We start from the raw sequence: 22,666 nt of genomic DNA on the forward strand, positions 1-22,666 counted from the left end.
TGACTATACGGATCAGGATTGCTGTTGGCATCTTATGCGAGACGCCTTTCCGGGGGTGCCCGCAACGGGGTACCCACGGCCTCCAAGAATAGCTGTACGCGTCTCCTGTATATGATACCATGATATGCAGCATTACACAATAGCTTTTCCAATATTCAGACGATAACTTCATCGAACTGCAGCGGGCATTCTTCCTTTCTCTGCTCCATAACGGAGGAAATGTACTACGAAACAGTCAATACCTGAAAATTCACCATGTGAAAGGAAACATCCCCATGCAGTACACAGCTCAGTCCCATCACAATCGCCAGCTTGACGCTCGAAGGCGTGAATATGGCGCGGTTCTTTGTACCTTAATTCTCGTAAATACTGAGCATGACATAGCTTCCATCCAGTCCGAAGGAAAGATTCTCGCCGGGAGTGATGCGATAAACTGCAATGCTGCTTCTCGACGACTCCTCAGGAATTTGCGGCAGACGGTAGGCGCTGGCGTACGCCTTCCGCGAATCGTTTACCCCGAGGCCTGAGCGGTCAAAGTGCAGCTTGCTCCCCCGGAGAAGCACGAGTCCTGTCACGATTCCGTTTTCGCGAAAAATGATGAGCCTCTTATCCGGATAATACAAGCTCTGGGAAAAGCTCATGTCTCCTGCATGACAGGGCTCCTCCCGACGCAATTCCTTCCCCACTCCGAGAATCTCCTGCACGGCGCTCATGCGCATACCGAAATGAATGCCGCCGACAGACTCAAAGTAGTCCGGAGTCAGCGTGCGCTGCAATGCATCGCCGCCCGCCAACGTGATATAATCCCCCGCACCGCCGAAAAGCTTCCAGCCGATATGAAGCGTGCGCTCTCCGCCCGCTTCTTTGACGCGGAACTCCGCGCCGCCGGATTCAACACCGCCTACCCATTGTCCCCAGCCGACGACTTCACAGCCGTTGATCGTGCGCTCCCCAATCGTGAGCGCCGCGCCTCCGTCTCCATCGTACCAAGTGCCCGCCATGCGCTCCAAAATCACATCGAGATCGTCGCGCGGCTCCGCCGCCGCACTCTGTCCCAAAGCGAGCAGCACGAACGCACATAAGGCGAACATCGCCAATCCTTTCATCTCGCACCTCCCAATCCTGCAAAGATTCCACTATCACCAAAAATCAATGCGCCACAGCGCTGAACCTGACATAGCTCCCATTCTTTCCGAACGAGAAGAACTCCCCGGGAGCGATCTCATAGAACGCCAGCGGATTGTTGTACGTCCTTTCCTCGGGGATCTCGGACATCTTATAGGCGCGCGCGTATGCCGCCCGCCCGTCGTTTGCCCCGAGGCCGGAGCGGTCAAAATACAGTTTGCTCCCTGGCAGCAGAACAAGGCCTGTCACGATTCCGTCTTTATGGAGAACGATAAGCCCCTTGCCCGGATAATACCAGCCGTAAGCAAAAGTATCATCGCCTGCACGGCAAATATTTTCCCTGCTCAATTCCTGCCCCGCACCGAGCCTTTCCCGCACGGCGCGCGTGCGCATACCGAGGCGAACGCCCTCGACGGATTCGGAGCAAGCAGGATTCAGCGTACGCTGCAGCGCTTCCCCATCGTTCAGTCGGATGTAGTCCCCCGGCCCGCCGAAAAGTAGCCAACCAATACGCAGCGTGCGCGTGCCGGCCGCCTCTCGAATGCTGAAGTCCAGAGAGCCGCTGCCGGGTCCGTTTGCCAGTCGATCGCCGCCGACAACCTCGCAGCCGTTGATCGTATTGCCCTCAATCGTGAGCACCGCACGCCCCTCTTCATCGTACCATGTGCCTGCCAGACGCTCCAAAATTCGATGGACTGAATCCGGCGAAATTCCCATCGCTGCCTCGCTCTGCCCCGAAACGAGCAGCACGAGTGCGCATAAAATAAACAAAGCAAATCGTTTCATCTCGCACCTCCATAAAAACAAAAATGCATCCATTCAGAAGCTTCGCTTCATGAATGGATGCGTTTTTTCGAACATTCACTTGCGATGCAAAGGATGTCCCCAAAGTTCTCCGTAAATCCTCATATCAACCGAATGCACCGCAGTCTGCCCCATATCTTCCTTACATTTATATCCAATCATGAAACACATATAGGCATTCCTTGATGTACTCAAAGAATCCGTCTCATGTCTGCACGACAGAATTGAGACTAAACATATTCCTTTACGCGCTTCAAATCCGTAAGCAGAAGCGGATTATCTTGCCGCATGCGGTCTACAAGCATTTTTCCTCTTGCAACCGTCGGTTCTTCACACAGCCAGTCAAGCTCCTTTTGCGTAACGCCCACCATTTGCAGGAACTCCACCCTGCCATGCACGGTATCCATCCCACCCAACTGCAGATCGGGAGCCATGATAATCCCCACCAATTTCGTATCCGACTCCAATCGTATTGGTGAGTTCGCAGGCATGAAATGATACGCCTCGAAGTAATTTCCTGTATCGTATACATATCTGGCAATATTCTGCATCAAGTTGATCACCCAGCGCGGCTCATTATGTGCCATGCTTCCATCCTTATTTTCCGCATCTTTATCATCTACAAAAGGCACGATGCGCATGGTAAATTCGCATCCCCAACCGCTGAATTCCTTGTTCGCACTATCGGGATCATAATACAAATCCGACATACCGTAGCTTACAACATGACGATGAAATTCCTGCTCACTGTTGTCATATATACTGATTCCATCAAGCGGATCCTTGCCGCCCAACATAAATTTGATGATCGTACCGTAATGCCTTGCCTCTGTATTCGGGTAGATCTTTTTCAAAGCAGCATCAATCGCATCCCAGCCCGGCGCCGCATCATCCGCACCGTCATACCTCTCGACATACTCCTTTTTATTGGGCAAAATCTTTTCCTCCTTCCTATCGTCTTCACTCGATTCATCCACGATGCCATCATCATTTTCCTGATCTTTGTTGTTTTCCTTACTGTTAAGGCAATACCGATAAATTCAACCGCCCATCTTCAATCTTCTTTCCATATGATATCATGATATATAGTATTGTTCAACAGAATTTCAATAATATTCAGACGATATTCTCATAAAAATACAACTGGGCTTCCTCTCATCTTTGCTTTATAATAATTAGAGAACATTGCGTCAAAATATCTGAAAATTCCACTATACGAAAGGAAGCATCTCCATGCAATACACAGCACATTACAATTCGCCATTCGGCTCCATGACCCTCGCCAGCGACGGCACGGCGCTCGTCGGCCTTTGGTTCGACGGGCAGAAATACTTCGCCGCTACGCTCGAAGAGGAGCACAAACAAAAAAGCCTCCCCGTATTCCAGGAGACATGCCGCTGGCTCGACCTCTACTTCAGCGGAAAGAAACCCGACTTTCTGCCGTCGCTCGCACCGAAAGCCACGCCGTTTCGTCAAAAAGTCTGGGATGTCCTGCTCTCAATCCCCTACGGCGAAACGATCACCTACGGCGAAATCGCCCGCCGCATCGGCATGGAAAAAGCAGCCCACGCCGTCGGCGGCGCCGTCGCGCACAACCCCATCTCAGTCATCGTCCCCTGCCACCGCGTCGTCGGCACGAGCGGCAGTCTCACAGGCTACGCCGACGGCATCGACAAGAAGGTGCAACTCTTGACGCTCGAAGGCGTAGATATGACGCAGTTCTTTATGCCGTAAAAAAGCCTCCCATCAAAAGATGACGGGAGGCTCGTTGAATCCTACTCGTTTTCATCACTCGAACTCAATTCTTATATTTTAGCTGCTCTTGTGAAGCCTTATATTTCAAGGCTTCCCGTTCTCCCCATTCCTCTCATTCTCCTTATTATGTGCCTTTTTGAGATTTTTGGGGGGCATACGGGGGGCACGCTTCCGTCCGCTCTTATCGTTCTGCACCTTGTTCACTCTCATGCTTAACGCCCATAACACGCCCTTTCTTCCGAACAAGCACTCCTGTTGTCTTGCCTGTTTCTTTCTCCAAAACCCGTTTCAATGCCGGTAGTAAAATTTTTTGATACCGTAGCTCAAGACTGCGTTTGAGATACGTTTTATAAACCTCAGAAATCACCGGCGTCGTTTCTATAATTTTAGAAATATCTCCCTGTTGTTTTTCTATCTTAGGCACAATACGAAGAATCGCTTCCTGCAAATCTTTATGGGGATTTTTCAGATATTCGGAAAAAAGAATCCTCTTGCGATCCTCCCGATAACACGAATAGACATTGAATTCCTCTCGTTTGAATTCCTGCCCTCCATTCAATCGCTGCTGCATGAGTTCTTCAGGCAGCAACGCCGACAAAGATGAACCACAATCATAGATGGGTGCAAACGAAAGCTCATTTTCAGCATTCAACACGCCACCCCAATTATCCATATTTCGATCTCGGTTATTGATATACCCATCAACAATGAACATATCCCAAAATTTTCTTTTAAATTCTTCCTTGTCAACAATTTGCTTTGTTTGCTCAATGACCATCATCACATTATCCACGTTAGCCTGCGTTCGCAAACTGTCGCTTTCCACCTCCTGTAAAACAAGCTTGTGGAACTCAATCAATTTCTTTCCGTCTTGCGTGAAATCCTCGCAGGCAACAACAATCTTCTCTTCTCCATTCGGCATTTTATAGGTTGCCAGAAAAGTATTTTGCGTTTCAAACCCCAATGTCTTGAATATCTTGCAGCCGATATCCTCAGAGAATTGATTGTTCATGTAGCTCAAAGAATTATGAAGCTCTCTCACTGGATCAGGAAATTTCACCATGTATATCCGATGATCATAAAGAATTCTCTTCTTTTTCTCTGATCCTCCAAACGTGTTGATGATCTCCTGGCAATGCGTCAAATCAATCATGGACAAGCCCCCAAAAAAAGCGTTGGATTTCCTGCCCCTTGATCGGATCAATCTCACGGAATTTGACAGCTTCCTTCACGCTCCAATGAACGTCAACCACCGCTCCATATAAAGAAAGCTGATTGTCCTGCTCGGCCAACTCATAAGCGCGATTCATATCATACCGCAAACCCGCTTCATAGTCATCCGGATTGTATCTTCGCTCAATTTTCATTTTCCGCTGCCCTCCTCGCATTTTCCCGCACATATCGCGAAAGCGTCGATACACTCAGGTTCGTCACAGCAGCCACATCCTTATAGGAACGTCCCTCTCGCAGCAGGGCAAGCGCATGTTCCTTCCTCGCCCTATCGATCGGAGGCCTGCCCTCACGAACCCCCTGTTTCGTCCTGGCAATCGCCTTGCCTTCCTGCATACGTTCCAGAATCATGCTCCGCTCAAGCTCGGTCACTGCAAGAAGCGTCGTAATAAAAAACTTTCCCATAGGCATCTGATCGAGCAACCCTACGTTCAAGACATTGACTTTCACGCCGCGCTCAATAAGAGAACGGATTACATGAATCCCCTCCTCCGCATTGCGGGCAAGGCGATCCAGTTTCGTCACAATCAAAACGTCGCCCGCTTCCATGCGGCCAAGCAGACCTTGAAGCTTCGGACACTCCATGGATGCTCCGGAAAACTGCTCCGCCGTAACCGAAGAGGCTCCATTTTCTCTCAGGCGTTGCTCCTGTTCCTCCAAGGAATTTCCATGAGCCTTCTGCCCCTTTGTCGATACACGGGCGTAGCCCCAAACCGTCATTTCATTATACCGTGTCACCACGAAGTTTTTCTCATAAGCCAAGAACTCATACCCATCCTGTATCCCCAACTTATTTCTCAAGACCCCGTTGGGTTGCAGATATGGATCACTTGCGCTCATACAATCTTCGCCTCTTTTTCCCCGCCAGCTTCTCACGGAATATCTCTCTTGCCTCCTCCGTCGTGATCTCGAGATTCGCAATGCGATCGAAAACCGCCAGTTCCTCCTCCGTAAACTTAAAACCTTCCAATTCATGCACCTTGATTGCCGAGTCCACGTTTTTTCTCATTTCTTCCTTAGATTCCATATCCATTCCCCCATTCATACAATAAGACCACTTATATTATACCACTCAAACTCCACACATCAAAAACATTCTACAGGCCTTGAAAATATTGACTTTATATCAAAGAAAATACTCCCTTTATGCACATTTTCGTAGTTTTTGCGACAACAGTCTGCTGGGCGAGTTTTCGCTGCTTGCCGCCGTTGGAACGCGGTTGGTCGATGTAACTCATATACTTTATGCTCTAAACTTTGAAATATGATATACTATCACTGCCATGGCCCTCATCAAGCCAATCCGGCTAGGAGGGAGGTTGACACAATGTCATTGATTGATTTCATGGTTTCCCTGCTCATCAGTATCCTTGGGAGCATCCTCGGGACGCTGATCCTGCAGATGCTGGCGCAGTAGAAACCAGCTGCGATGTGACACCAGCAAGATGCGCCTCATCAGCGCACCAAAAAGCCCCTTCGGGTCATCACTCCCGTCGGGGCTTTTCGATTGGTTGACGTATGTCATCAACTGATTTCTTTAAGCATTTTATCACTACCGAAAACAGAAGTCAAGATATGAATATGCAGTTCCATGGATGGTCACGATGCAAAACAAAACGCCGCAACTCCTTTCATATCAAGGGGTTGCGGCGTTTTGGCAACTACTCGAACTCGATCGTCCCCGGCGGCTTGCCGGTGCAGTCGTAGAGCACGCGGTTGACGCCCCTGACCTCGTTGACGATGCGGCTCGTGACCTTCTGCAGGACGTCCCAAGGGAGAGGCGCACTCTCGGCGGTCATGAAGTCGCTCGTGAGGACGGCTCTGAGCGCGATGGCATGGTCGTACGTCCTGCCGTCGCCCATGACGCCGACGCTTCTCATATTCGTGAGCGCGGCGAAGTATTGGCCGAGGGTCTTGTCGACGCCGGCCTTGGTGATCTCTTCGCGATAGATGGCATCGGCCTCCTGGACGATCTTGACCTTCTCCGCCGTGACCTCGCCGATGATGCGGATGCCGAGGCCGGGGCCAGGGAACGGCTGGCGATTGACGAGATGCTCGGGGATGCCAAGCTCGCGGCCAGCCTTTCGCACCTCATCCTTGAACAAGAGACGCAGAGGCTCGATGATTTCCTTGAAGTCGACGCAGTCGGGCAGTCCGCCAACGTTGTGATGGCTCTTGATGACGGCGGACTTACCGAGACCGCTCTCGATGACGTCGGGATAAATCGTCCCCTGCACGAGGAAATCGACCTTGCCGATCTTCTTCGCTTCGGCTTCAAAGACACGGATGAATTCCTCGCCGATGATCTTGCGCTTCTTCTCCGGTTCTGTCACTCCCTTGAGTTTTTCATAGAAACGCTCCTTGGCGTCGACGCGGATAAAGTTCAAGTCGTACGGACCTTCCGCGCCGAACACGGCCTCGACCTCGTCGCCCTCGTCCTTTCTGAGGAGGCCGTGATCGACGAAGACGCACGTCAGCTGCTTGCCGATCGCCTTCGAGAGCAAGACCGCCGCCACGGAGGAGTCGACGCCGCCCGAAAGCGCACAGAGCGCCTTGCCCGCGCCGATCTTCTCGCGCAGAGCGTCGACCGTCGTCTTGACGAAGGCCGACATCTGCCAATCGCCCTTGCACAGCGCGACGCGGCGCACAAAGTTTTCAAGAATCTTCGTGCCGTATTCCGTGTGCATGACCTCGGGATGGAACTGCACGGCATAGAGCTTTCGTGCCGCATCTTCCATCGCCGCGACGGGGCAGTTCGCGGTCTTTGCCGTCACGCGAAAGCCTTTGGGCGCTTCGGCGATGTAGTCGGTGTGGCTCATCCAACAGATGCTCTTTTGCGGTACATCAGCGAAGAGCACGGACGCCCCGTCCGCAATTTGAAGCTCCGTCCTGCCGTACTCGCTGACAGGCGCCGTCTCAACCTTGCCGCCGAGTTTGTGTGCCATGAGCTGCGAACCGTAGCATATACCGAGGATGGGGATACCGAGGGAGAAAATTTCCTCGCTGTACGTCGCGGAATCCTTCTTGTAGACGCTCTCAGGGCCGCCCGTAAAGATGATCGCCTTGGGCGCGAGCGCACGAAGCTTCTCCAGAGGGATCGTATGCGGATGCACCTCGCAGTAGACGCTGCACTCGCGCACGCGGCGTGCGATCAGCTGGTTGTACTGACCGCCAAAGTCCAGTACGACAATCAATTCATGGCTATCCTTCTGCAAGGCAAATCCTCCTTCAATCCTCTTCCTCTTCGGTGAAGTCAGCAACGGCGGCGCGGCAGACGGCAGTCGAGAAGCCGCGCCGATAAAGATGCTGCAGCATCTTCTGTGCATCGGCATTTTTCTTGAAATGCAGGGCAAGGCATCGCCCCGCCGCATCCCGCTCGCGCTCAAATGTATCGTCCGGCACGCAGTCAGCGATGAGCGCCGCGGAAAACCCCTTCTGCATGAGTTTCGCCGTAATCTGGCGCACACTCTGGCGGCTCTCTTCGTAAAGAAACGCAAACTGGTGGCGGCACGCCTCTTCGTCGTCGAGATAGCCGCGCTCCGTCAAGGTGGCGAGCGCCGCTTTGATTTCTTCCTCCTCATAGCCGCGCTGTGCGAGTTTTCGCGCGAGATGCGCCGTGCTGTGCTCGGCACGCGCGAGGAGGTCGACCGCCTTCATCAGCGCCGTCTTCTCAATCTTCGTCCGCTGCCGCTTCCGACTGTTTTCCTGCGGTTTCTCGCTCATTCTCGTCATCGGGGACACGCTCTACCTCCCCATCTTTTGCTGCCGTCGCCTGTTCCATGAGCTTGGCACGCACCTTCTCCTCGATCTCAGCGGCCAGCTCGGGCTTTTCTTTTAGAGCCTTCTTCGCATTTTCCTTGCCCTGGCCGAGGCGCGAACCGTCGTAGGAATACCACGAGCCGCTCTTTTCGATGATGTCAAAGTCTGTCGCGATGTCGAGCACCGTGCCGACGCGCGAGACGCCCTCGCCATACATGATGTCGAACTCTGCCGTCTTGAAAGGAGGCGCAACCTTGTTCTTGACGACCCGGACTTTCGTGCGGTTGCCGATCATCTCCTGCCCCTGCATGATCTTGTCCGTCTTGCGCACGTCGAGGCGCACGGTCGAATAAAACTTCAGGGCGCGGCCACCCGTCGTCGTCTCGGGGCTGCCGAACATGACACCGACCTTCTCACGAATCTGGTTGATGAAGACGGCGACCGTGCGCGACTTGCTGATGAATCCCGTGAGCTTTCGCATGGCGCGGCTCATGAGACGCGCGTGCATGCCGACGACCTGATCGCCCATATCGCCGTCGATTTCCGCCTTCGGCACGAGTGCCGCCACGGAGTCAACGACGATGATGTCGATCGCGCCGCTGCGCACGAGAGCGTCAACAATGTCAAGCGCCTGCTCGCCCGTATCGGGCTGCGAAATCAAAAGCTCGTCGATATTGACGCCGAGCTTCTTCGCATAGACGGGATCGAGCGCGTGCTCGGCGTCGATGAATGCCGCGATGCCGCCATTCTTCTGCGCCTCAGCGATCATGTGCAAGGTGACCGTCGTCTTGCCCGAGCTTTCAGGGCCATAAACCTCGACGATGCGCCCGCGCGGCAGGCCGCCGACGCCGAGCGCGACGTCGAGCGGCAGAATGCCCGTCGGAATCGTCTCCACGTTCATGTTTGCCGACGCCTCGCCAAGGCGCATGATCGATCCTTTGCCAAATTCTTTCTCTATATGCTTTAAGGCATTTGCCAAAGCTTCTTCTCTATCCATAAAAGTATGATCTCCTCCTTCGATTGACTCTTTCCCCTATTATATAGAACAGCGATTCTTTACGCAACGTCTTCAAAAAAGAAATCACTTGAAACGCAGTGATATGCGCTATTCCTCCCCCGCAAGCATCTTCTCCTGCGCGAGGAAGAAATTCTTCACGGCTTCCGCTGCGGGAAGCGTCATACCGTCGACGGCGGCAAGCTCCTCGACGCTCGCCGCCTTGATCTTCGCGATCGTGCCGAAATGATTCCAGAGCACCTTGCGCCGCTTGGGTCCGATGCCCGCGATATGGTCGAGCACGGAGACGAGATTGCGCTTGCCGCGCAGTTTGCGATGGTATGTGATGGCAAAGCGGTGCGCCTCGTCGCGAATGCGCTCGATGAGGTAGAGCGCCTGGCTGCGGCGCGGCAGGATCACGGGATCGGAACTGCCCTCGGTGAAGATGTACTCGAACTGCTTGGCAAGCCCGACGACGGGCACATCGAGATGCCCCGCGCCGCGGATGATTTCCAGCGCGGACGAAAGCTGTCCCTTGCCGCCGTCGATGATGATGAGGTCGGGCATTTCGTCTTCCGCGAGCTTGGTGTAGCGACGCTCCGTCACCTCGCGCATCGAGAGGAAATCGTCGGGCTTTCCCTCGGCGCTTCGTATCTTGAAGCGCCGATAGTCGGACTTCTTCGGCAAGCCGCCCTCGAAGACGACCATCGAGGCGACCGTCTCCGAGCCTTGATTGTGCGAGATGTCGAAGCACTCCATGCGCATCGGCTCTTCCTTGAGTCCGAGATAGCGTCCAAGCTCCCGGACCGCACCGAGCGTCTGATCGTTCGCCTGCTCAATGCGTGCCGCCTCGTCCGCGATGTACTTCTCCGCGTTGGAACGAGCCATTTCGACGACGTCGTGCTTCGTGCCGCGCTGCGGTACGGCGAGCGCCACCTTCGCTCCCTTGCGCTCGGCGAGCCACCCCTCCAAAAGTTCCGTCTCCTCGATGGGAAACGGCAGCAGGATCTCGCGCGGTACGAACGCTGCGCGATGGTAGTACTGCTTCAAGAATGCCGTAAGAAGCGCCTCGTCCGTCTCCTCCTCACTGCCCGAGAGCAGGAAGTGCTCGCGCCCGACCATCTTGCCCGCGCGTATGAGAAAGACCATGACGACCGCGCCCAGCCCCGATCGCGCCATGCCGATGGCATCCTGGTCGCCCGATCCCGTCACGATGTTCTGCTTCTCCGCCACCTTGCGCACGGCGGCGAGCTGATCGCGCAGACGCGCCGCCCGCTCGAAGTCGTAGTCCTCCGCCGCCTCCGTCATGCGGCGCGAAAGCTCCTTTTCCACCTGCTCCGTCCGACCTTCGAGGAACAGACAGACCTCGCGGATCATCGCGCCGTACTCCTCCTTGTCAACCGGCTCGCAGCACGGCGCAAGACAGCGCTTGATGTGATACTCCAAGCATGGACGTTCGACCTTCATGTTCTTGCATGTGCGCAGCGGGAAGAGTCTCTTCAGGAGCTTCACGCTCTCGTGCATCGCGCCCGCTGACGTATAGGGGCCGAAGTAGCGCGAGCCGTCCTTCGTGACGCGCCGCGTGACCACGACGCGCGGATACTCATCGGCCAGCGTGACCTTGAGGTACGGATAGCTCTTGTCATCCTTAAGGCTGATGTTGTAGCGCGGGCGGTGCTTCTTGATGAGGTTGCACTCCAAGATCAGCGCCTCGACCTCCGAATGTGTGAGGATCGTCTCGAAGTCGGCAATCTTCGCGACCATAGCTCGCACCTTCGGCGCTTGGTGCTTGCTGCTCTGAAAGTACTGCCGCACGCGGTTCTTGAGGACGACGGCCTTGCCGACGTAGATGATGCGCCCCTTCGCGTCCTTCATGATGTAGACGCCGGGCGAATCCGGCAGCAGCTTGAGCTTCTCTTCCACGATTTCCGTCACTTGCTTCCCCTCGCTTTCCGCATGCGCTCTCTGCTCTTGAAAGATTTCTATTCGCCGCACGGCAGGAAATTCCTGCCACGGCAGAAGTTCGTGGACAAAAGTGCGCCGCCCTTAATGAAAGTTACCCAATCAGTCTGCGCCCTTCGGGCTTGACTTCTTGGACTTTCATAGTACTATATAAATACAACATTAGTGGGGAGGCTTGAATCATGGGCTTGGAAATGCTGCTCTTCATCTGCATCATGGGCTTTTTTTCAGCGTTCATCGACGCTGTCGTCGGCGGCGGCGGGCTGATCTCTATCCCTGCGCTGATGATGACTGGGCTGCCGCTCCTAGAGGTGCTCGGCACCAACAAGGCGGCTGCCGTCATGGGCGCGTGCACGAGCTTCATCTCCTTCATCAAGAGCGGCAAGGTCAATATGAAGCTCATCCGCCTGCTCTTTCCCATCACGCTCCTCGGCTCCGCCGTCGGCGTGCTCGTCGTGCGGCAGGTGCCGCCCGACTTCCTGCGCCCTCTCGTCGTCGTCATGCTCGCACTCGTGCTCCTCTACAGCATATTCCGCCGCGACTGGGGACGCGAGAACAAGTACCGTGGCATGACGCGCCGCGTTCTCCTGCTCTCCGCCGTCGTCGCCTTCACCTTCGGCTTCTACGACGGCTTCTTCGGACCGGGTACAGGCTCCTTCATGCTCTTCGCCTTCCTGCTCGTGGGCTTCGACTTTCTCGGCGCGGCGGCAAACGCGCGCGCACTGAATTTTGCGAGCAACCTCGCCGCCGTCGTGCTCTTCGCCTACTTCGGTCTCGTCGATTTCACCTACGCCATCCCCATGGGCATATCCATGATCGTCGGCGCCTGGTGCGGCGCGCGCCTCGCCATCAAGAAGGGAAGTTCCTATGTACGGCCGCTCTTCATCGCCGTGACGACCGTGCTCATCGGCAAGCAGCTCTTCGACCTTTTTGGCAAATAACGGAGGATTCCCATGATACACGCAATCATCGACATCGGCTCCAACACCGTGCGCATGGCGGTCTACCAAATCAAGGACAGCGCCGTGGAGCAAATCATGAAGAAAAAGGACACGACGGTGGGACTCGCCTCATTTATGCACGACAACGTGCTCGAAGAGCGCGGCATCAAGCGGCTCGTCTACGCGCTCGAAGATTTCCAAAAGTTCCTTGCGGCGCTGCACATCGAGAACGTCTCAATTTTCACAACGGGCGCTCTGAGGAACGCCGCGAACAGCCGCGAGGCAATCGCGGAAATCAAAACACGCACAGGACTGGATATTTATGTAATACGCGGCGAAGAAGAAGCGGAGCTTGACTTCATCGGCGCGACGCACGACCTTGCCGCTGAAGAAGGACTGCTCTTCGACATCGGCGGCGCAAGCACGGAGATGGTTCACTACAAGGCGCAAAAAATCGTGCGCAAGACGAGCCTTCCCGTCGGCTCTCTCTACCTGCACACGAAATTCACGAAAGAGCTCCTGCCGTCTCGCGAGGAAGTCGCGAGGATGCGCACGGACGCCGCACGCATCCTCGATTCCGCCGCAGATTTCACAGGACTCCAGGGGCTTCCCGCCTGCGGCATCGGCGGCACTTTCAAGGGCGCAGCGGCGCTCTCTGCCGCTCTCTTTTCCGCCTCGGACGGCCGGACGATCACACGCGCGGCAATCGATGCGCTGCTCGCGCGCTTCCTGCGCGATCGCCATCTCACAGAAGATGACGCCATGCATCTCATGCGCACCGTTCCCGACCGCATGCACACGCTCCTGCCCGGTCTCGTCATCGCCGGCCTTCTCACCGAACGCTTCGCACTTTCTTCCATCGCCTACAGCGACTCGGGCGTGCGCGAAGGCTACATCTACGACCGCATTTTGAAGGAATCAAGCAGGAGAACGATATGAATCGAAGGAGAGACATGACCGATGGCAAAAACAGGCAAGGCGGCAGAAGACACGGAAAGCATCCTAGAACGCCTGAGACGCGAGAGCTTTTCGAGTGAAGCGGCGCTCGAAGAAATGCTGCTCCCTTCGAAAAAAGCGAAAGAATCACCGACAGACGACAGCGATGGCTCTGAGGATATAGACGAGCTGGACGAGCTGGACAGGCTGGACAGACTAGGCGGGCGAACCGACACGAACAGCCTTGACACGACAGAGATATCGGCAGAAAGACAGACACAGGCAGAAAAAGACGGCATCGAGGAAAGAACACCGCCGAACGGCGAAGCGCGGCCGCGCCAAAGTGCCGCCGAACTCTTGCAGGAATTGCTCGCAGACGAGGAAAAGCGCAGCGAGATGGCAGCCGAATTGGAAGAAGAGGTGAAGCCGCCGCCGCGCGGCGGCTTCCTGCAGGGGCTTTTCGAAAAATGGCTCTCGCCCGAAGGCCGCATGGGGCAAAAGCTCTTCGTCCTGCACCTCATCGGCAGTCTGCTCGCGGCGGCAGGCCTCGCCGCGCTCGTCACGGGTGTGACGGCTGCCGTCCTCTCATGGCTCGGCGCAGGCCGCCCCATGCCGTCGGAAAACATCTCGCTCGCGGCCGCTTTCGCCGCCATCCTCCTCATCAGCGTGCCTCTCGCACTTCTGCTGATCGTATTCTTGCGCGCGGCCATGCGGCGCTGGCATGACCTCGGCTACGGCGATACAGCATGGCTCATCGCCGTCATCTGCCCGCTCATTATCCTCGCGCTCGCCGAAGAGGGTCGTATACTGCTCCTCTTCCTCGATCTGCCGCCGCTTTTGGGCGTCGCTCCCGATCATCTGCTGCTCAAGAGCGTCCTGCCCTATGGGGGCGCGGCACTCGCCTTGCTCATCCTCCTGCACGTCTATCTGATCTTTGCCGAAGGAGAGTTTTCGAGCAATGCTTCCGGCTCACCCGAGAGCGCCGCTGATTTGCACCCCCATATCGCGGAGCGCCCCAAGGAGGACTATCCGTTCTTCCTGCGCATGATCCAACTCAAGGGGCGCATGAACCGCAAGCGCTTCTTACTGCGCCTGCTCTTCCTCCTCTTCTTCGTCTCGCTGCTCGTCTTCGTCGTGCTGGAAACGGCGGAGCGCCTGCCGCAGCCTCTCGGCAATCTCGTCGCTCTCTACGGCACATCGGTCTCCTGCGCCCTCGCTGCCATCCTGCCCATCGGCATCGTCACACAGCGTCTGCACGACATCGGCAGAAGCGGCTGGCTCGCGGGCGTGCCGCTCGCGCTCACGCTCGCCTTCATCGGCTGCCTCGCGTTCTTCGGCGGCGACCCTCGCATCCTCGCACGCGAACCGTTCGGTCTCGAAATCATCGCCGCCGCCTTCGCCCTCGAAATCTACGAAGTCTTCCTGCTCGCCGCCCTCGTCTTCGTCAAAGGCTCCGTGACCGTCAACGATTATGGCGAATCGACGCTGGAGCGGCAGTAGGCAAAAAGAGAAGCACAAACCTTCATAAAAAGGCTTGTGCTTCTCTTTTTGCCAACATGTCGCAGATCTCATTATACTTGTGCCCCGCATGACCCTTGACCCAGCGGAAGATGATGCTTCGCCCGGCAATCAGGCCATCGAGTTCCTGCCAAAGCTCCTGATTGAGGACGAGAGTCCCGTCCGCTTTCTTCCAGCCGCGCCGTTTCCAACTGAAGATCCACTTCGTGATGCCGTTCTTCAGATACTGGCTGTCCGTCGACAGCACGATCGGCTCTCGCTTGGGCAGATGACGCAGCGCCTCGATCGCCGCCGTCATCTCCATGCGGTTGTTCGTCGTCGAAGGATTGCCGCCCGAAAGCGTCTCCATCTTCTCGCCCGGGCGCACGATACAGACCGCCCAGCCGCCCGGCCCGTTCGGATTCCGAAGGCACGAGCCGTCCGTATAGACATGGCAGAGGCTGTCATCGTCTGCCGCTTCATTCGCTGCGCCGCCCCTTGCGGCGCTTTTTTTGAGCACGGGCGCACGGCGCGTCGGCGCGGCTTCCTCTTCCTCGAAGAGCGCCGACAAAGGCTGCGCCGCCGTAAGCCAGGCGCGGGCTTCCTCCTCCGTCGGAAAGCTCTTATAGCGTGCGCCGCGAAAGCCTTCTACCTGCGCGCGGCAGTCCTCCCATGTAAGAAAGATTCCCGTCGCACGTCCCGCACGCACGGCATAAAATTTTTGAGTCATTTTCTTATTCACACCCAAACCTTTTTTACTATGAAAGTCCAAGAAGTCAAGCCCGAAGGGCGCAGACTGATTGGGTAACTTTCATTAAGGGCGGCGCACAATGTCCACAAGGTGGACGTTTGTGCGTGTAGTTTACACTTCTTCCGGAAAGCCGTCCCATCAAGACTTCGCAGTCTCCTGTTCTCTATAGGACATCGCCAAAGCCGCCAGTTCCGGCCTCCTCCTCTGCAACTCCGGCACATCCATGTGCAGGGAATACATCGTGAAGAACGCCTCCAATTCCCTCTCCATATTCTGCTGCAGCAACTGCAAGAACGACGTAAGACGCCCGCCCACGGAATACTCTTCCAAAGCAGCGAAATACGCGCCTCGGTTCTTCAACTTGATGGAAGTCGGTGGAAAACCCTGCGCCAGCAAATGATAATTCATAAGAAGGCGCGCCGTCCGCCCATTTCCATCTTGAAACGGATGAATCCTGACAAACTCCGCATGAAGCCATGCCGCCTTTTCGAGCGGATCGGCAAAATCGTCATGCTCCATGCGATAGGCGAAATCCTTCATCGCCTCCCACACCTTGCGCGGATTCGGCGGCACATGACGCGCACCGCGGATATACACGGGAATATTGCGATAAATGCCGCCGATGCCCCGCGCGGGAACGACTCTTTCATGAATGTCCTTGATGATGCCTTCCGTCAGAGGAACGTGCCGCTTCACGCAATCCTTAACAAACTGCCACGCTTCTGCGTGGCCGCGCACTTCATCCAATTCGCGCAGTGTCGTTTCCGTCGGAACGATCTTGTCGGCAAGAATCATCTTCGTTTCAATCAAGGTCAAGGTGTTTCCCTCGATGGAGGTCGAATCGTGCGTAAATTCCACGAGAAAATTTTCTTCCCAATCCTCCTTCTCAAAGTCGCTGAGTTTGGGAAAGACCTCGCAAAAAAGCTCGACCTTCTTCTCCAAACTTCCCATCACGCCTCACCTCCGTCTCTTGCATCTCACAACTCCAGACATATCTCCCACATTGGTTTTCATTTAGGCAAAAACAACCAATTCATTGCTTCTCCACAAATTTCCCCCACTCCCTGTGGATAACCAGTGAATGATTGAGCGTATTTCAAGGTTTATCCACAGAGTCACCTTTTTTATCCACAAAAAAATGTGCATAACGGCGATTTTTTTACTTTTCAGGGCTAGTCAAAGGACAAAAAATCGTGTATAATACATCTTATGTTCAACCCAATACTGCTCATGTAACTCAGTTGGTTAGAGTGTCACCCTCACATGGTGGAAGTCGGGGGTTCGAGTCCCTCCATGAGCACCAGAATCTTCGCCGCTGCGCCTCGCGCAGCGGCTTTTCTTTTATATCCGACAGGCTTTGCTATCCTTGCGCCGCCCGATAGAGCAGAAGCGCCTGCCGCACGGTCTGCCTGAGATTGCGGCACGCCGTTTCTTCCTCCATCGCTTCTGCGACCGTCATCGGCAGGTGGAGAATCGGGAAGTAGGCGTCAATGCCTTCTTCGTTCACCGCCTCGGCATCGGGCAGGGCGCAGCCGCACAGCGCAATCGCCTTGAGTTTCGGACTCTTCATCTTGGCGAGCTTGGCGACGCCGACCGGCGCTTTTCCCATCGCGGTCTGCCGATCCATGCGCCCCTCTCCCGTCAGGAGGATGTCTGCGTCCGCAAGCGCCTTCTCTATGCCCAGAGCGTCGAGCACGAGCGTGATGCCGGGCTTCAACTCCGCCTTGAGAAACGAGTGAAAAGCAAAGCCGAGCCCGCCCGCCGCTCCCGCGCCGGGCACCTGTGCACCCTCGATGCCAAGTTCCCTTTCCGCCAATCCGGCGAAAGCCCGGATCGCCGCATCCATTTCCTCGACGATCTCAGGCGTCGCCCCCTTCTGCGGACCGTAGACATGCGAGCAGCCCAAGGGGCCATAGAGCGGATTCGTCACGTCGCAGGCGACGTGGATGCGGCACTCCTTGAGCGCAGGATGAAGCCCCGCAAGATCAATGCGCCGCACGGCGGCAACATCGCCGCCCGTCCTTCCCACAACCTTTCCCGCCGCATCGAAAAAGCGTGCGCCGAGCGCCGTGAGCATGCCGAGTCCGCAGTCGTTCGTCGCACTGCCGCCGATGCCGATGATGAAGTCACGGCAGCCGCGATCGATGGCGGCGAGCATGAGTTCGCCGAGTCCGTACGTCGTCGTGCGACGCGGATCGCGCTCGCCTTCGGGCACGAGCGGCAATCCTGCCGCATCTGCCATTTCGATGACCGCCGTATGCAACTCGGGCAGGAAGCCGAAGCGGCTCTCGACGGGCTTTTCCAAAGGACCCGTGACAGCGAGGCGCACGACCTCGCCTGAAAGTCCCTCGACAAGCGCATCGACCGTGCCCTCGCCGCCATCCGCCAGTGGAAAGACCTCCACCTCAGCTTCGGGGAACACCTCGCGTGCCGCCTGCGCCGCCGTCTCGCCCGCCGTAAGAGAGGAAAGACTTCCCTTGAAAGAATCAATCGCTACGATGATTTTCATGATTTCCCGTCCCATTTCACTTGATGCCCTTCGACTTGCCCCAGTCGCTGATCTTCTTATAGAGCGGCACGGGCACATGATAGCGTTCGCCGAGAGCGACGATGCGGTTCACGAGTCCGTCGAACTCGGAAAGTCCTCCCTTTTCCACATCGCGCTGCATACTCGTCTTGAGTCCTGGCTCGAACGCATCGATGAAGGCAATGCCCGTTGCCACGAGATCCTTCTCGAAGACAATCCCCATCGCCTTGCCGAGCGCCTCGACCTCACGGATCAGGCCGAGATACGTGTCGCGCACCGCGCCTTCCTTCTGAAACGCCTCGCTCGTCGCATCGTGATAAAGCCCTGCCGCGCCCATCGGCGAGACAAAGCCGAACTTCGTCAGCGCATCGCGGCGGATGTCGAAGCTGTAGTGTCCGCGGATGTCAGCATCCTGCAGGAGCTTTTCGAGCGCCTTTGCCTTCGCCTCCAAGCGTTTATCCTGATCGGGACGGAAGCCGAAGATCACGCGCAGGATCTTCTGCGGCTGCTCCAATACGCCCGGCGCCTTGAGATTTCCGAAGATGTAGATGCAGCCGTCGAGCACGGTCAACCCCGGCAAATCCTTCTGCATGACCTCGCCCGTGCCGAAGACGTTCAAGATCGGAATGATGAGCGTATCGGGGCCTGCCGCACGCTTCGCGAACGCGATGGCGTCGGGAAGCGCGTAGTACTTGCAGCAGACGAAGAGCACATCGGGCGTTTCATCGTAAGCCTCCGCCGTCTGCGCCTTCACGTTCTTGATATGGAGCGTGCCTCGGTGCGCCGACTCGATCGTCAGACCGTCCTTCTGCAGAGCCTCCAAGTGTCTGCCGCGTGCAATCAACGTCACATCGTGCCCCGCGAGCGCGAGATAGCCGCCGAGCACCCCGCCCGTGCCGCCCGCGCCGAACATCGCAAATTTCATTGTAAATGCCTCCCTCCGTATAGTAGGAACCTGCTTGCAAACTCCTTTGATTATATCATAAATCATCCAATAGAAAATCAAGAATATTCACATTGCGGATTCCATTGAAATCCTTGATGTACGACTTGTCCATCGTCAGAAGCGTCTTCTCGTACTGATCGGGAATCGCAGCAAGGGCACGCAGTTCGCGCTCTCGCGTCACTTCTTCCAGCGCCGTGGCAGCCACTTGGAAATACTGCTTGCGATCGGTGCGCTGCGCCACGAAATCCACCTCCATCCGCCCGATCCTGCCGACGCCGACCGTATAACCGCGCCGCAGAAGTTCCAAATAGACAATGTTCTCCAAAATGTGCCCGTAATCGCCGTCGCGAAAGCCCAGCAAAGCATTGCGGATGCCGTTGTCGACGATATAATATTTCTCCTGCGTCTTCAAATACAGCTTTCCCTTGATGTCATAACGCGGCGCACGATAAAAGATGAACGCACTCTCCAAGGTGTGCAGATAATTGTCGATGGTATATGTGCTGGCCTTCCTTCCATGGCTCGTCAGATAACCGCTGATGCGACTGCTCGAAACGGGATTGCCGATATTGTCTGCGAGAAAACGAAGCATATGCGAAAGGAGCGCCGGGTCGCGCACAGCACTCCTTTCCACGACGTCTTTCAACAAGACCGTATGATAAATCCCCGACAAAAAGAGTTCGATCGTCTCATCCTGCTGCGGCAGCCCGGGAATCGCAGGCAAGCCGCCGTAGCGCAGGTACTGCGCGAAAGCAGCGTCCCGATCCTTTTCGCCCTCGGGCAGGAAATCCATGTACTCGCGAAAGGACAGCGGCAGCATCTGAATCTCCACATAGCGTCCCGCTAGAAGCGTAGATATTTCCGAAGAGAGCAACTTCGCGTTCGACCCCGTGATGTAAATATCGGCGACGCCCTCGACAAAAAGCGAATTGATCGCCTTTTCCCAATGCTCTACCTGCTGCACTTCATCGAGCAGCAAATACACCTGCTTCTGTGTACCGATTTCTTCCTGCACCCGTCGATAAAGCTGCCGATAATCGTGAACGTCATCAAACATCATGGACTCGAAATTCATGCGAATCACTTGCTCTTGACGCACACCATCCTGCAATAGCCGCTCCGCCAGCATGGTGAGCAACGTGGATTTTCCCGCGCGCCTCATGCCTGTGATCACCTTGATGATGGGTTGGCGCACAAACGCGAGCAGTCGATCTAAGTATAGCTTACGAATAATCATGTTTTATCACCTTTTTCATTATACTGATAAAACTTTTATTATTCAAGGTTTTTTTCAATATACTTTAGAAATATGCACCAATTTTTCTCCTTGCTCATATTTTCCCTCTTCCTGCCCTTGGGAAAATCCAATTCTTATGGTATAATGAAAGGCGATTAGATAATGCAGGGAGGCTTTTGTCATGGGAGAGATACCACAGGCCGCTTGGGTCGTCATATCGATCATCGGTTTTTTCGTCGGTCAGTACGTCGTCATGGCGGTGCTACACCATTTCGGCTATTCCATCCGCGTGCTTTCCTCCGGGAAGATGAAGAACACGTTCGTGCTGGGCTTCGCCTTTACGATGCTCGCCGCATGGCTGCCCGTTGCCGTCCTCTGGATCTTGGGGCCGCGCTTCGTCGAAGCGACGGGATATCCGCATTCCTTCATCGCGATCACGGCAACGGCGCTGACGATCACACTTCTCTACATCGCGTGCCGCCGCACGGAAGGCGCTGTAGAGATGGTGGATGAAGAGGAACTCGCCGCCTTCAAGGCGCGGGCAGTCGCGCGCGCGCGCGAAGAGAGGAAGAAGCGTGACGCCATGATCGCCAAGGTCAGAGCGCTGCAGCGTTGAAAACGCACTGCAAAAAAATACGGCAGAGGCTTCGCAAAAGCCCCTGCCGTATTTCCTTTTCATCAGAGTGCCTTGAATGCCTGCTCCAAATCGTAGAGAATGTCGTCAATATGCTCCGTACCGATGGAAAGGCGGATCGTACCAGGCGCGATGCCGCTCTTTTTCAATTCCTCCTCATTCATCTGGGAGTGCGTCGTGCTCGCCGGATGGATGACGAGCGACTTCACGTCGGCAACATTGGCAAGCAGGCTGAATACCTTGAGATGGTCGATGAACTTCTGCGCCGCCTTGCCGCCGCCCTTGACCTCGAAGGTGAAGATGGAGATTCCGCCCTGCGGGAAGTAGCGCTCGTAGAGCGCATGATCGGGATGCGAGGCGAGCGAGGGATGGTTGACCTTCTCGACCTGAGGATGTTTCGCGAGATAGTCGACGACCTTCAAGGCGTTCTCCACATGGCGCTCGACGCGCAAGGAAAGCGTCTCAACGCCCTGCAGCAGGAGGAACGCATTGAACGGCGAGATCGTCGCGCCCGTGTCACGCAGAAGGAGCGCACGCAAATAAACGGCGAAAGCGGCGGCGCCGACGTCCTTCGCAAAGGAAAGGCCATGGTAGCTCGCGTTCGGCTCGACGAGCCACGGAAAGCGCCCCGATGCCGCCCAGTCGAACTTGCCGCTGTCGACGACGATGCCGCCGAGCGTCGTGCCGTGACCGCCGATGAACTTCGTCGCCGAGTGAACGACGATGTCCGCGCCGTGCTCGATGGGACGCAGCTGATACGGCGTCGCAAACGTCGAATCGACGACGAGCGGAATGCCGTGCTTGTGCGCGACGGCGGCGACCGCCTCGATGTCGACGAGGTTCGCGTTCGGATTGCCGATGGACTCGATGTAAATGACCTGCGTGTTTTCCCGAATTGCCGCCTCGAAGGCCGCCGCACCGCCCGCTGGATCGACAAACGTCGTCTCGATGCCGAAATCAGGGAAGGTGTGTGCAAGAAGATTGTAGGTGCCGCCGTAGATCGTCGTCTCAGCGACGATGTGCTGCCCCGCATGAACGAGTCCCTGCAGCGCTGTCGTCACGGCCGCTGCACCCGAGGCAAAGGCGAGCGCCGCGACGCCACCTTCAAGCGCCGCCACGCGCTTTTCGAGCACGTCCTGCGTCGGATTCATGAGCCTGCCGTAGACATTGCCCGCATCCTTCAAACTGAAACGATCCGCCGCATGCTGCGAATTGCGGAACACGTACGACGTCGTCTGGTAGATCGGCACAGCGCGCGAATCCGTCGCCGGATCAGCTTCCTCCTGCCCAACATGGAGCTGCAGGGTTTCAAACTTATACTTTCTCTCGTCGCTCATCAAAATCTCCTCTTTCCTCGGGCTTGCCCGCAATACAAGAAAACATACCTGATTCGTAGGTTAGGCTTATTATAGCATAATATCATACTTTGTCAATAGGTTTTATAAACGATTAAGCCGCCGCGAATGCTCATCTGTGCAAATCTGGTGATTGCATCTGATTCGTGCTTTGTTAAATTTAAAAGAAGAGTCCTATGCAACAATATGTTTCAAAGGGCTCTTCTTTATTAT

23 protein-coding genes and 1 tRNA gene are annotated in these 22,666 nt (G+C 55.7%); 6 read left to right on the plus strand and 18 right to left on the minus strand.

Going from position 1 to position 22,666, the window contains the following annotated elements:
* Positions 1 to 353: 353 nt before the first annotated feature.
* The 3 genes from HMPREF1153_RS00635 to HMPREF1153_RS00645 all read right to left on the minus strand — a co-directional run bounded on the left by HMPREF1153_RS00635 (position 354) and on the right by HMPREF1153_RS00645 (position 2,906).
* Complete coding sequence (locus tag HMPREF1153_RS00635; protein WP_009644933.1) at positions 354 to 1,106, minus strand: hypothetical protein; 753 nt, start codon at positions 1,104 to 1,106, stop codon at positions 354 to 356.
* Positions 1,107 to 1,149: 43 nt separating this feature from the next.
* Positions 1,150 to 1,911: a hypothetical protein gene (locus tag HMPREF1153_RS00640; RefSeq protein WP_009645008.1), complete on the minus strand. Its 762-nt coding sequence runs from the start codon at positions 1,909 to 1,911 to the stop codon at positions 1,150 to 1,152.
* Between the two features lie 248 nt (positions 1,912 to 2,159).
* Positions 2,160 to 2,906: a suppressor of fused domain protein gene (locus HMPREF1153_RS00645; RefSeq protein WP_009644945.1), complete on the minus strand. Its 747-nt coding sequence runs from the start codon at positions 2,904 to 2,906 to the stop codon at positions 2,160 to 2,162.
* A 256-nt stretch (positions 2,907 to 3,162) separates the two neighbouring features.
* On the opposite strand from HMPREF1153_RS00645, the gene HMPREF1153_RS00650 reads away from it, so the two are divergent.
* Positions 3,163 to 3,663 carry a methylated-DNA--[protein]-cysteine S-methyltransferase gene (locus HMPREF1153_RS00650; protein ID WP_009644976.1) on the plus strand — a complete coding sequence of 167 codons (501 nt, stop codon included), beginning with the start codon at positions 3,163 to 3,165 and terminating at the stop codon, positions 3,661 to 3,663.
* Between the two features lie 202 nt (positions 3,664 to 3,865).
* Here HMPREF1153_RS00650 and HMPREF1153_RS00655 read toward each other — a convergent pair whose 3' ends face one another.
* The 8 genes from HMPREF1153_RS00655 to uvrC all read right to left on the minus strand — a co-directional run bounded on the left by HMPREF1153_RS00655 (position 3,866) and on the right by uvrC (position 11,602).
* Complete coding sequence (locus HMPREF1153_RS00655) at positions 3,866 to 4,837, minus strand: HipA domain-containing protein (protein WP_009644893.1); 972 nt, start codon at positions 4,835 to 4,837, stop codon at positions 3,866 to 3,868.
* Positions 4,830 to 5,051 (minus strand): hypothetical protein, encoded by a 222-nt coding sequence (locus tag HMPREF1153_RS00660; RefSeq protein WP_009644967.1) that lies wholly within the window; start codon positions 5,049 to 5,051, stop codon positions 4,830 to 4,832. The genes HMPREF1153_RS00655 and HMPREF1153_RS00660 overlap by 8 nt, the downstream gene beginning before the upstream one ends.
* Positions 5,041 to 5,655: a recombinase family protein gene (locus tag HMPREF1153_RS00665; protein ID WP_232208143.1), complete on the minus strand. Its 615-nt coding sequence runs from the start codon at positions 5,653 to 5,655 to the stop codon at positions 5,041 to 5,043. Before HMPREF1153_RS00665 ends, HMPREF1153_RS00660 begins: the two co-directional genes overlap by 11 nt.
* A gap of 85 nt (positions 5,656 to 5,740) precedes the next feature.
* Positions 5,741 to 5,941, minus strand: coding sequence for an antitoxin VbhA family protein (locus HMPREF1153_RS00670; RefSeq protein ID WP_037369308.1), 201 nt, complete (start codon positions 5,939 to 5,941; stop codon positions 5,741 to 5,743).
* Between the two features lie 634 nt (positions 5,942 to 6,575).
* Complete coding sequence (guaA, locus tag HMPREF1153_RS00675) at positions 6,576 to 8,129, minus strand: glutamine-hydrolyzing GMP synthase (RefSeq protein ID WP_009644904.1); 1,554 nt, start codon at positions 8,127 to 8,129, stop codon at positions 6,576 to 6,578.
* Between the two features lie 13 nt (positions 8,130 to 8,142).
* Positions 8,143 to 8,637: a regulatory protein RecX gene (locus HMPREF1153_RS00680; RefSeq protein ID WP_037369309.1), complete on the minus strand. Its 495-nt coding sequence runs from the start codon at positions 8,635 to 8,637 to the stop codon at positions 8,143 to 8,145.
* The gene (gene recA, locus HMPREF1153_RS00685; protein ID WP_009644930.1) at positions 8,585 to 9,670 is read right to left on the minus strand and encodes a recombinase RecA; all 1,086 of its coding nucleotides are present in this window, start codon (positions 9,668 to 9,670) and stop codon (positions 8,585 to 8,587) included. Before recA ends, HMPREF1153_RS00680 begins: the two co-directional genes overlap by 53 nt.
* A gap of 108 nt (positions 9,671 to 9,778) precedes the next feature.
* A complete protein-coding gene (gene uvrC, locus HMPREF1153_RS00690) occupies positions 9,779 to 11,602 on the minus strand; it encodes an excinuclease ABC subunit UvrC (RefSeq protein ID WP_037369344.1) in 1,824 nt (607 codons plus the stop codon).
* A 209-nt stretch (positions 11,603 to 11,811) separates the two neighbouring features.
* Between uvrC and HMPREF1153_RS00695 the strand changes: the two genes are divergently transcribed.
* The 3 genes from HMPREF1153_RS00695 to HMPREF1153_RS00705 are packed head-to-tail and all read left to right on the plus strand — an operon-like array spanning position 11,812 to position 15,006.
* On the plus strand, positions 11,812 to 12,570 hold the full coding sequence (locus HMPREF1153_RS00695) for a TSUP family transporter (RefSeq protein ID WP_009644984.1): 759 nt from the start codon (positions 11,812 to 11,814) through the stop codon (positions 12,568 to 12,570).
* A gap of 12 nt (positions 12,571 to 12,582) precedes the next feature.
* Positions 12,583 to 13,509 carry a Ppx/GppA phosphatase family protein gene (locus HMPREF1153_RS00700; protein WP_009645017.1) on the plus strand — a complete coding sequence of 309 codons (927 nt, stop codon included), beginning with the start codon at positions 12,583 to 12,585 and terminating at the stop codon, positions 13,507 to 13,509.
* Positions 13,510 to 13,530: 21 nt separating this feature from the next.
* A complete protein-coding gene (locus HMPREF1153_RS00705; protein WP_009644949.1) occupies positions 13,531 to 15,006 on the plus strand; it encodes a DUF805 domain-containing protein in 1,476 nt (491 codons plus the stop codon).
* Positions 15,007 to 15,028: 22 nt separating this feature from the next.
* Here the strand turns inward: HMPREF1153_RS00705 and rnhA are convergent, their stop codons facing one another.
* Both rnhA and HMPREF1153_RS00715 read right to left on the minus strand, forming a co-directional pair.
* Positions 15,029 to 15,733, minus strand: coding sequence for a ribonuclease HI (rnhA, locus tag HMPREF1153_RS00710; protein WP_037369347.1), 705 nt, complete (start codon positions 15,731 to 15,733; stop codon positions 15,029 to 15,031).
* A gap of 159 nt (positions 15,734 to 15,892) precedes the next feature.
* Positions 15,893 to 16,705, minus strand: a complete 813-nt coding sequence (locus tag HMPREF1153_RS00715) for a Fic family protein (protein ID WP_009644902.1) — start codon at positions 16,703 to 16,705, stop codon at positions 15,893 to 15,895.
* Positions 16,706 to 16,980: 275 nt separating this feature from the next.
* On the opposite strand from HMPREF1153_RS00715, the gene HMPREF1153_RS00720 reads away from it, so the two are divergent.
* Positions 16,981 to 17,057: transfer RNA gene (locus HMPREF1153_RS00720), tRNA-Val, on the plus strand.
* A gap of 57 nt (positions 17,058 to 17,114) precedes the next feature.
* On the opposite strand, the gene HMPREF1153_RS00725 is transcribed toward HMPREF1153_RS00720, so the two are convergent.
* From HMPREF1153_RS00725 to HMPREF1153_RS13150, 4 genes are read right to left on the minus strand one after another with little or no spacing between them, the layout of a single operon-like run.
* Positions 17,115 to 18,263 (minus strand): glycerate kinase family protein, encoded by a 1,149-nt coding sequence (locus tag HMPREF1153_RS00725; RefSeq protein WP_037369348.1) that lies wholly within the window; start codon positions 18,261 to 18,263, stop codon positions 17,115 to 17,117.
* Between the two features lie 16 nt (positions 18,264 to 18,279).
* Positions 18,280 to 19,206, minus strand: a complete 927-nt coding sequence (locus tag HMPREF1153_RS00730) for a ketopantoate reductase family protein (protein ID WP_009644929.1) — start codon at positions 19,204 to 19,206, stop codon at positions 18,280 to 18,282.
* A gap of 55 nt (positions 19,207 to 19,261) precedes the next feature.
* Positions 19,262 to 20,464, minus strand: coding sequence for an ATP-binding protein (locus tag HMPREF1153_RS00735; RefSeq protein WP_037369311.1), 1,203 nt, complete (start codon positions 20,462 to 20,464; stop codon positions 19,262 to 19,264).
* 54 nt (positions 20,465 to 20,518) lie between these two features.
* The gene (locus HMPREF1153_RS13150; RefSeq protein ID WP_255325433.1) at positions 20,519 to 20,647 is read right to left on the minus strand and encodes a hypothetical protein; all 129 of its coding nucleotides are present in this window, start codon (positions 20,645 to 20,647) and stop codon (positions 20,519 to 20,521) included.
* Between HMPREF1153_RS13150 and HMPREF1153_RS00740 the strand changes: the two genes are divergently transcribed.
* Entirely contained in the window at positions 20,646 to 21,080 is a 435-nt protein-coding gene (locus HMPREF1153_RS00740; protein ID WP_009644940.1) for a hypothetical protein, read from the plus strand. The two genes, HMPREF1153_RS13150 and HMPREF1153_RS00740, sit on opposite strands and share 2 nt — an antisense overlap.
* A gap of 62 nt (positions 21,081 to 21,142) precedes the next feature.
* Here the strand turns inward: HMPREF1153_RS00740 and HMPREF1153_RS00745 are convergent, their stop codons facing one another.
* Positions 21,143 to 22,435: an O-acetylhomoserine aminocarboxypropyltransferase/cysteine synthase family protein gene (locus HMPREF1153_RS00745; RefSeq protein ID WP_009644998.1), complete on the minus strand. Its 1,293-nt coding sequence runs from the start codon at positions 22,433 to 22,435 to the stop codon at positions 21,143 to 21,145.
* Positions 22,436 to 22,666 lie beyond the last annotated feature (231 nt).

This window comes from Selenomonas sp. CM52 (genome assembly GCF_000292955.1).
Lineage (GTDB): Bacteria > Bacillota > Negativicutes > Selenomonadales > Selenomonadaceae > Selenomonas.

Excerpts from the sequence above, each read along its gene's own strand:
- HMPREF1153_RS00635 (WP_009644933.1), bottom strand. The coding sequence starts at position 1,106 with ATGAAAGGATTGGCGATGTTCGCCTTATGTGCGTTCGTGCTGCTCGCT.
- HMPREF1153_RS00640 (WP_009645008.1), bottom strand. The coding sequence starts at position 1,911 with ATGAAACGATTTGCTTTGTTTATTTTATGCGCACTCGTGCTGCTCGTT.
- HMPREF1153_RS00650 (WP_009644976.1), top strand. The coding sequence starts at position 3,163 with ATGCAATACACAGCACATTACAATTCGCCATTCGGCTCCATGACCCTC.
- HMPREF1153_RS00655 (WP_009644893.1), bottom strand. The coding sequence starts at position 4,837 with ATGATTGATTTGACGCATTGCCAGGAGATCATCAACACGTTTGGAGGA.
- HMPREF1153_RS00660 (WP_009644967.1), bottom strand. The coding sequence starts at position 5,051 with ATGAAAATTGAGCGAAGATACAATCCGGATGACTATGAAGCGGGTTTG.
- HMPREF1153_RS00670 (WP_037369308.1), bottom strand. The coding sequence starts at position 5,941 with ATGGAATCTAAGGAAGAAATGAGAAAAAACGTGGACTCGGCAATCAAG.
- HMPREF1153_RS00680 (WP_037369309.1), bottom strand. The coding sequence starts at position 8,637 with ATGAGCGAGAAACCGCAGGAAAACAGTCGGAAGCGGCAGCGGACGAAG.
- recA (WP_009644930.1), bottom strand. The coding sequence starts at position 9,670 with ATGGATAGAGAAGAAGCTTTGGCAAATGCCTTAAAGCATATAGAGAAA.
- HMPREF1153_RS00695 (WP_009644984.1), top strand. The coding sequence starts at position 11,812 with ATGGGCTTGGAAATGCTGCTCTTCATCTGCATCATGGGCTTTTTTTCA.
- HMPREF1153_RS00700 (WP_009645017.1), top strand. The coding sequence starts at position 12,583 with ATGATACACGCAATCATCGACATCGGCTCCAACACCGTGCGCATGGCG.
- HMPREF1153_RS00705 (WP_009644949.1), top strand. The coding sequence starts at position 13,531 with ATGGCAAAAACAGGCAAGGCGGCAGAAGACACGGAAAGCATCCTAGAA.
- rnhA (WP_037369347.1), bottom strand. The coding sequence starts at position 15,733 with ATGACTCAAAAATTTTATGCCGTGCGTGCGGGACGTGCGACGGGAATC.
- HMPREF1153_RS00715 (WP_009644902.1), bottom strand. The coding sequence starts at position 16,705 with ATGGGAAGTTTGGAGAAGAAGGTCGAGCTTTTTTGCGAGGTCTTTCCC.
- HMPREF1153_RS00725 (WP_037369348.1), bottom strand. The coding sequence starts at position 18,263 with ATGAAAATCATCGTAGCGATTGATTCTTTCAAGGGAAGTCTTTCCTCT.
- HMPREF1153_RS00730 (WP_009644929.1), bottom strand. The coding sequence starts at position 19,206 with ATGAAATTTGCGATGTTCGGCGCGGGCGGCACGGGCGGGGTGCTCGGC.
- HMPREF1153_RS00735 (WP_037369311.1), bottom strand. The coding sequence starts at position 20,464 with ATGATTATTCGTAAGCTATACTTAGATCGACTGCTCGCGTTTGTGCGC.
- HMPREF1153_RS00740 (WP_009644940.1), top strand. The coding sequence starts at position 20,646 with ATGGGAGAGATACCACAGGCCGCTTGGGTCGTCATATCGATCATCGGT.
- HMPREF1153_RS13150 (WP_255325433.1), bottom strand. The coding sequence starts at position 20,647 with ATGACAAAAGCCTCCCTGCATTATCTAATCGCCTTTCATTATACCATA.
- HMPREF1153_RS00745 (WP_009644998.1), bottom strand. The coding sequence starts at position 22,435 with ATGAGCGACGAGAGAAAGTATAAGTTTGAAACCCTGCAGCTCCATGTT.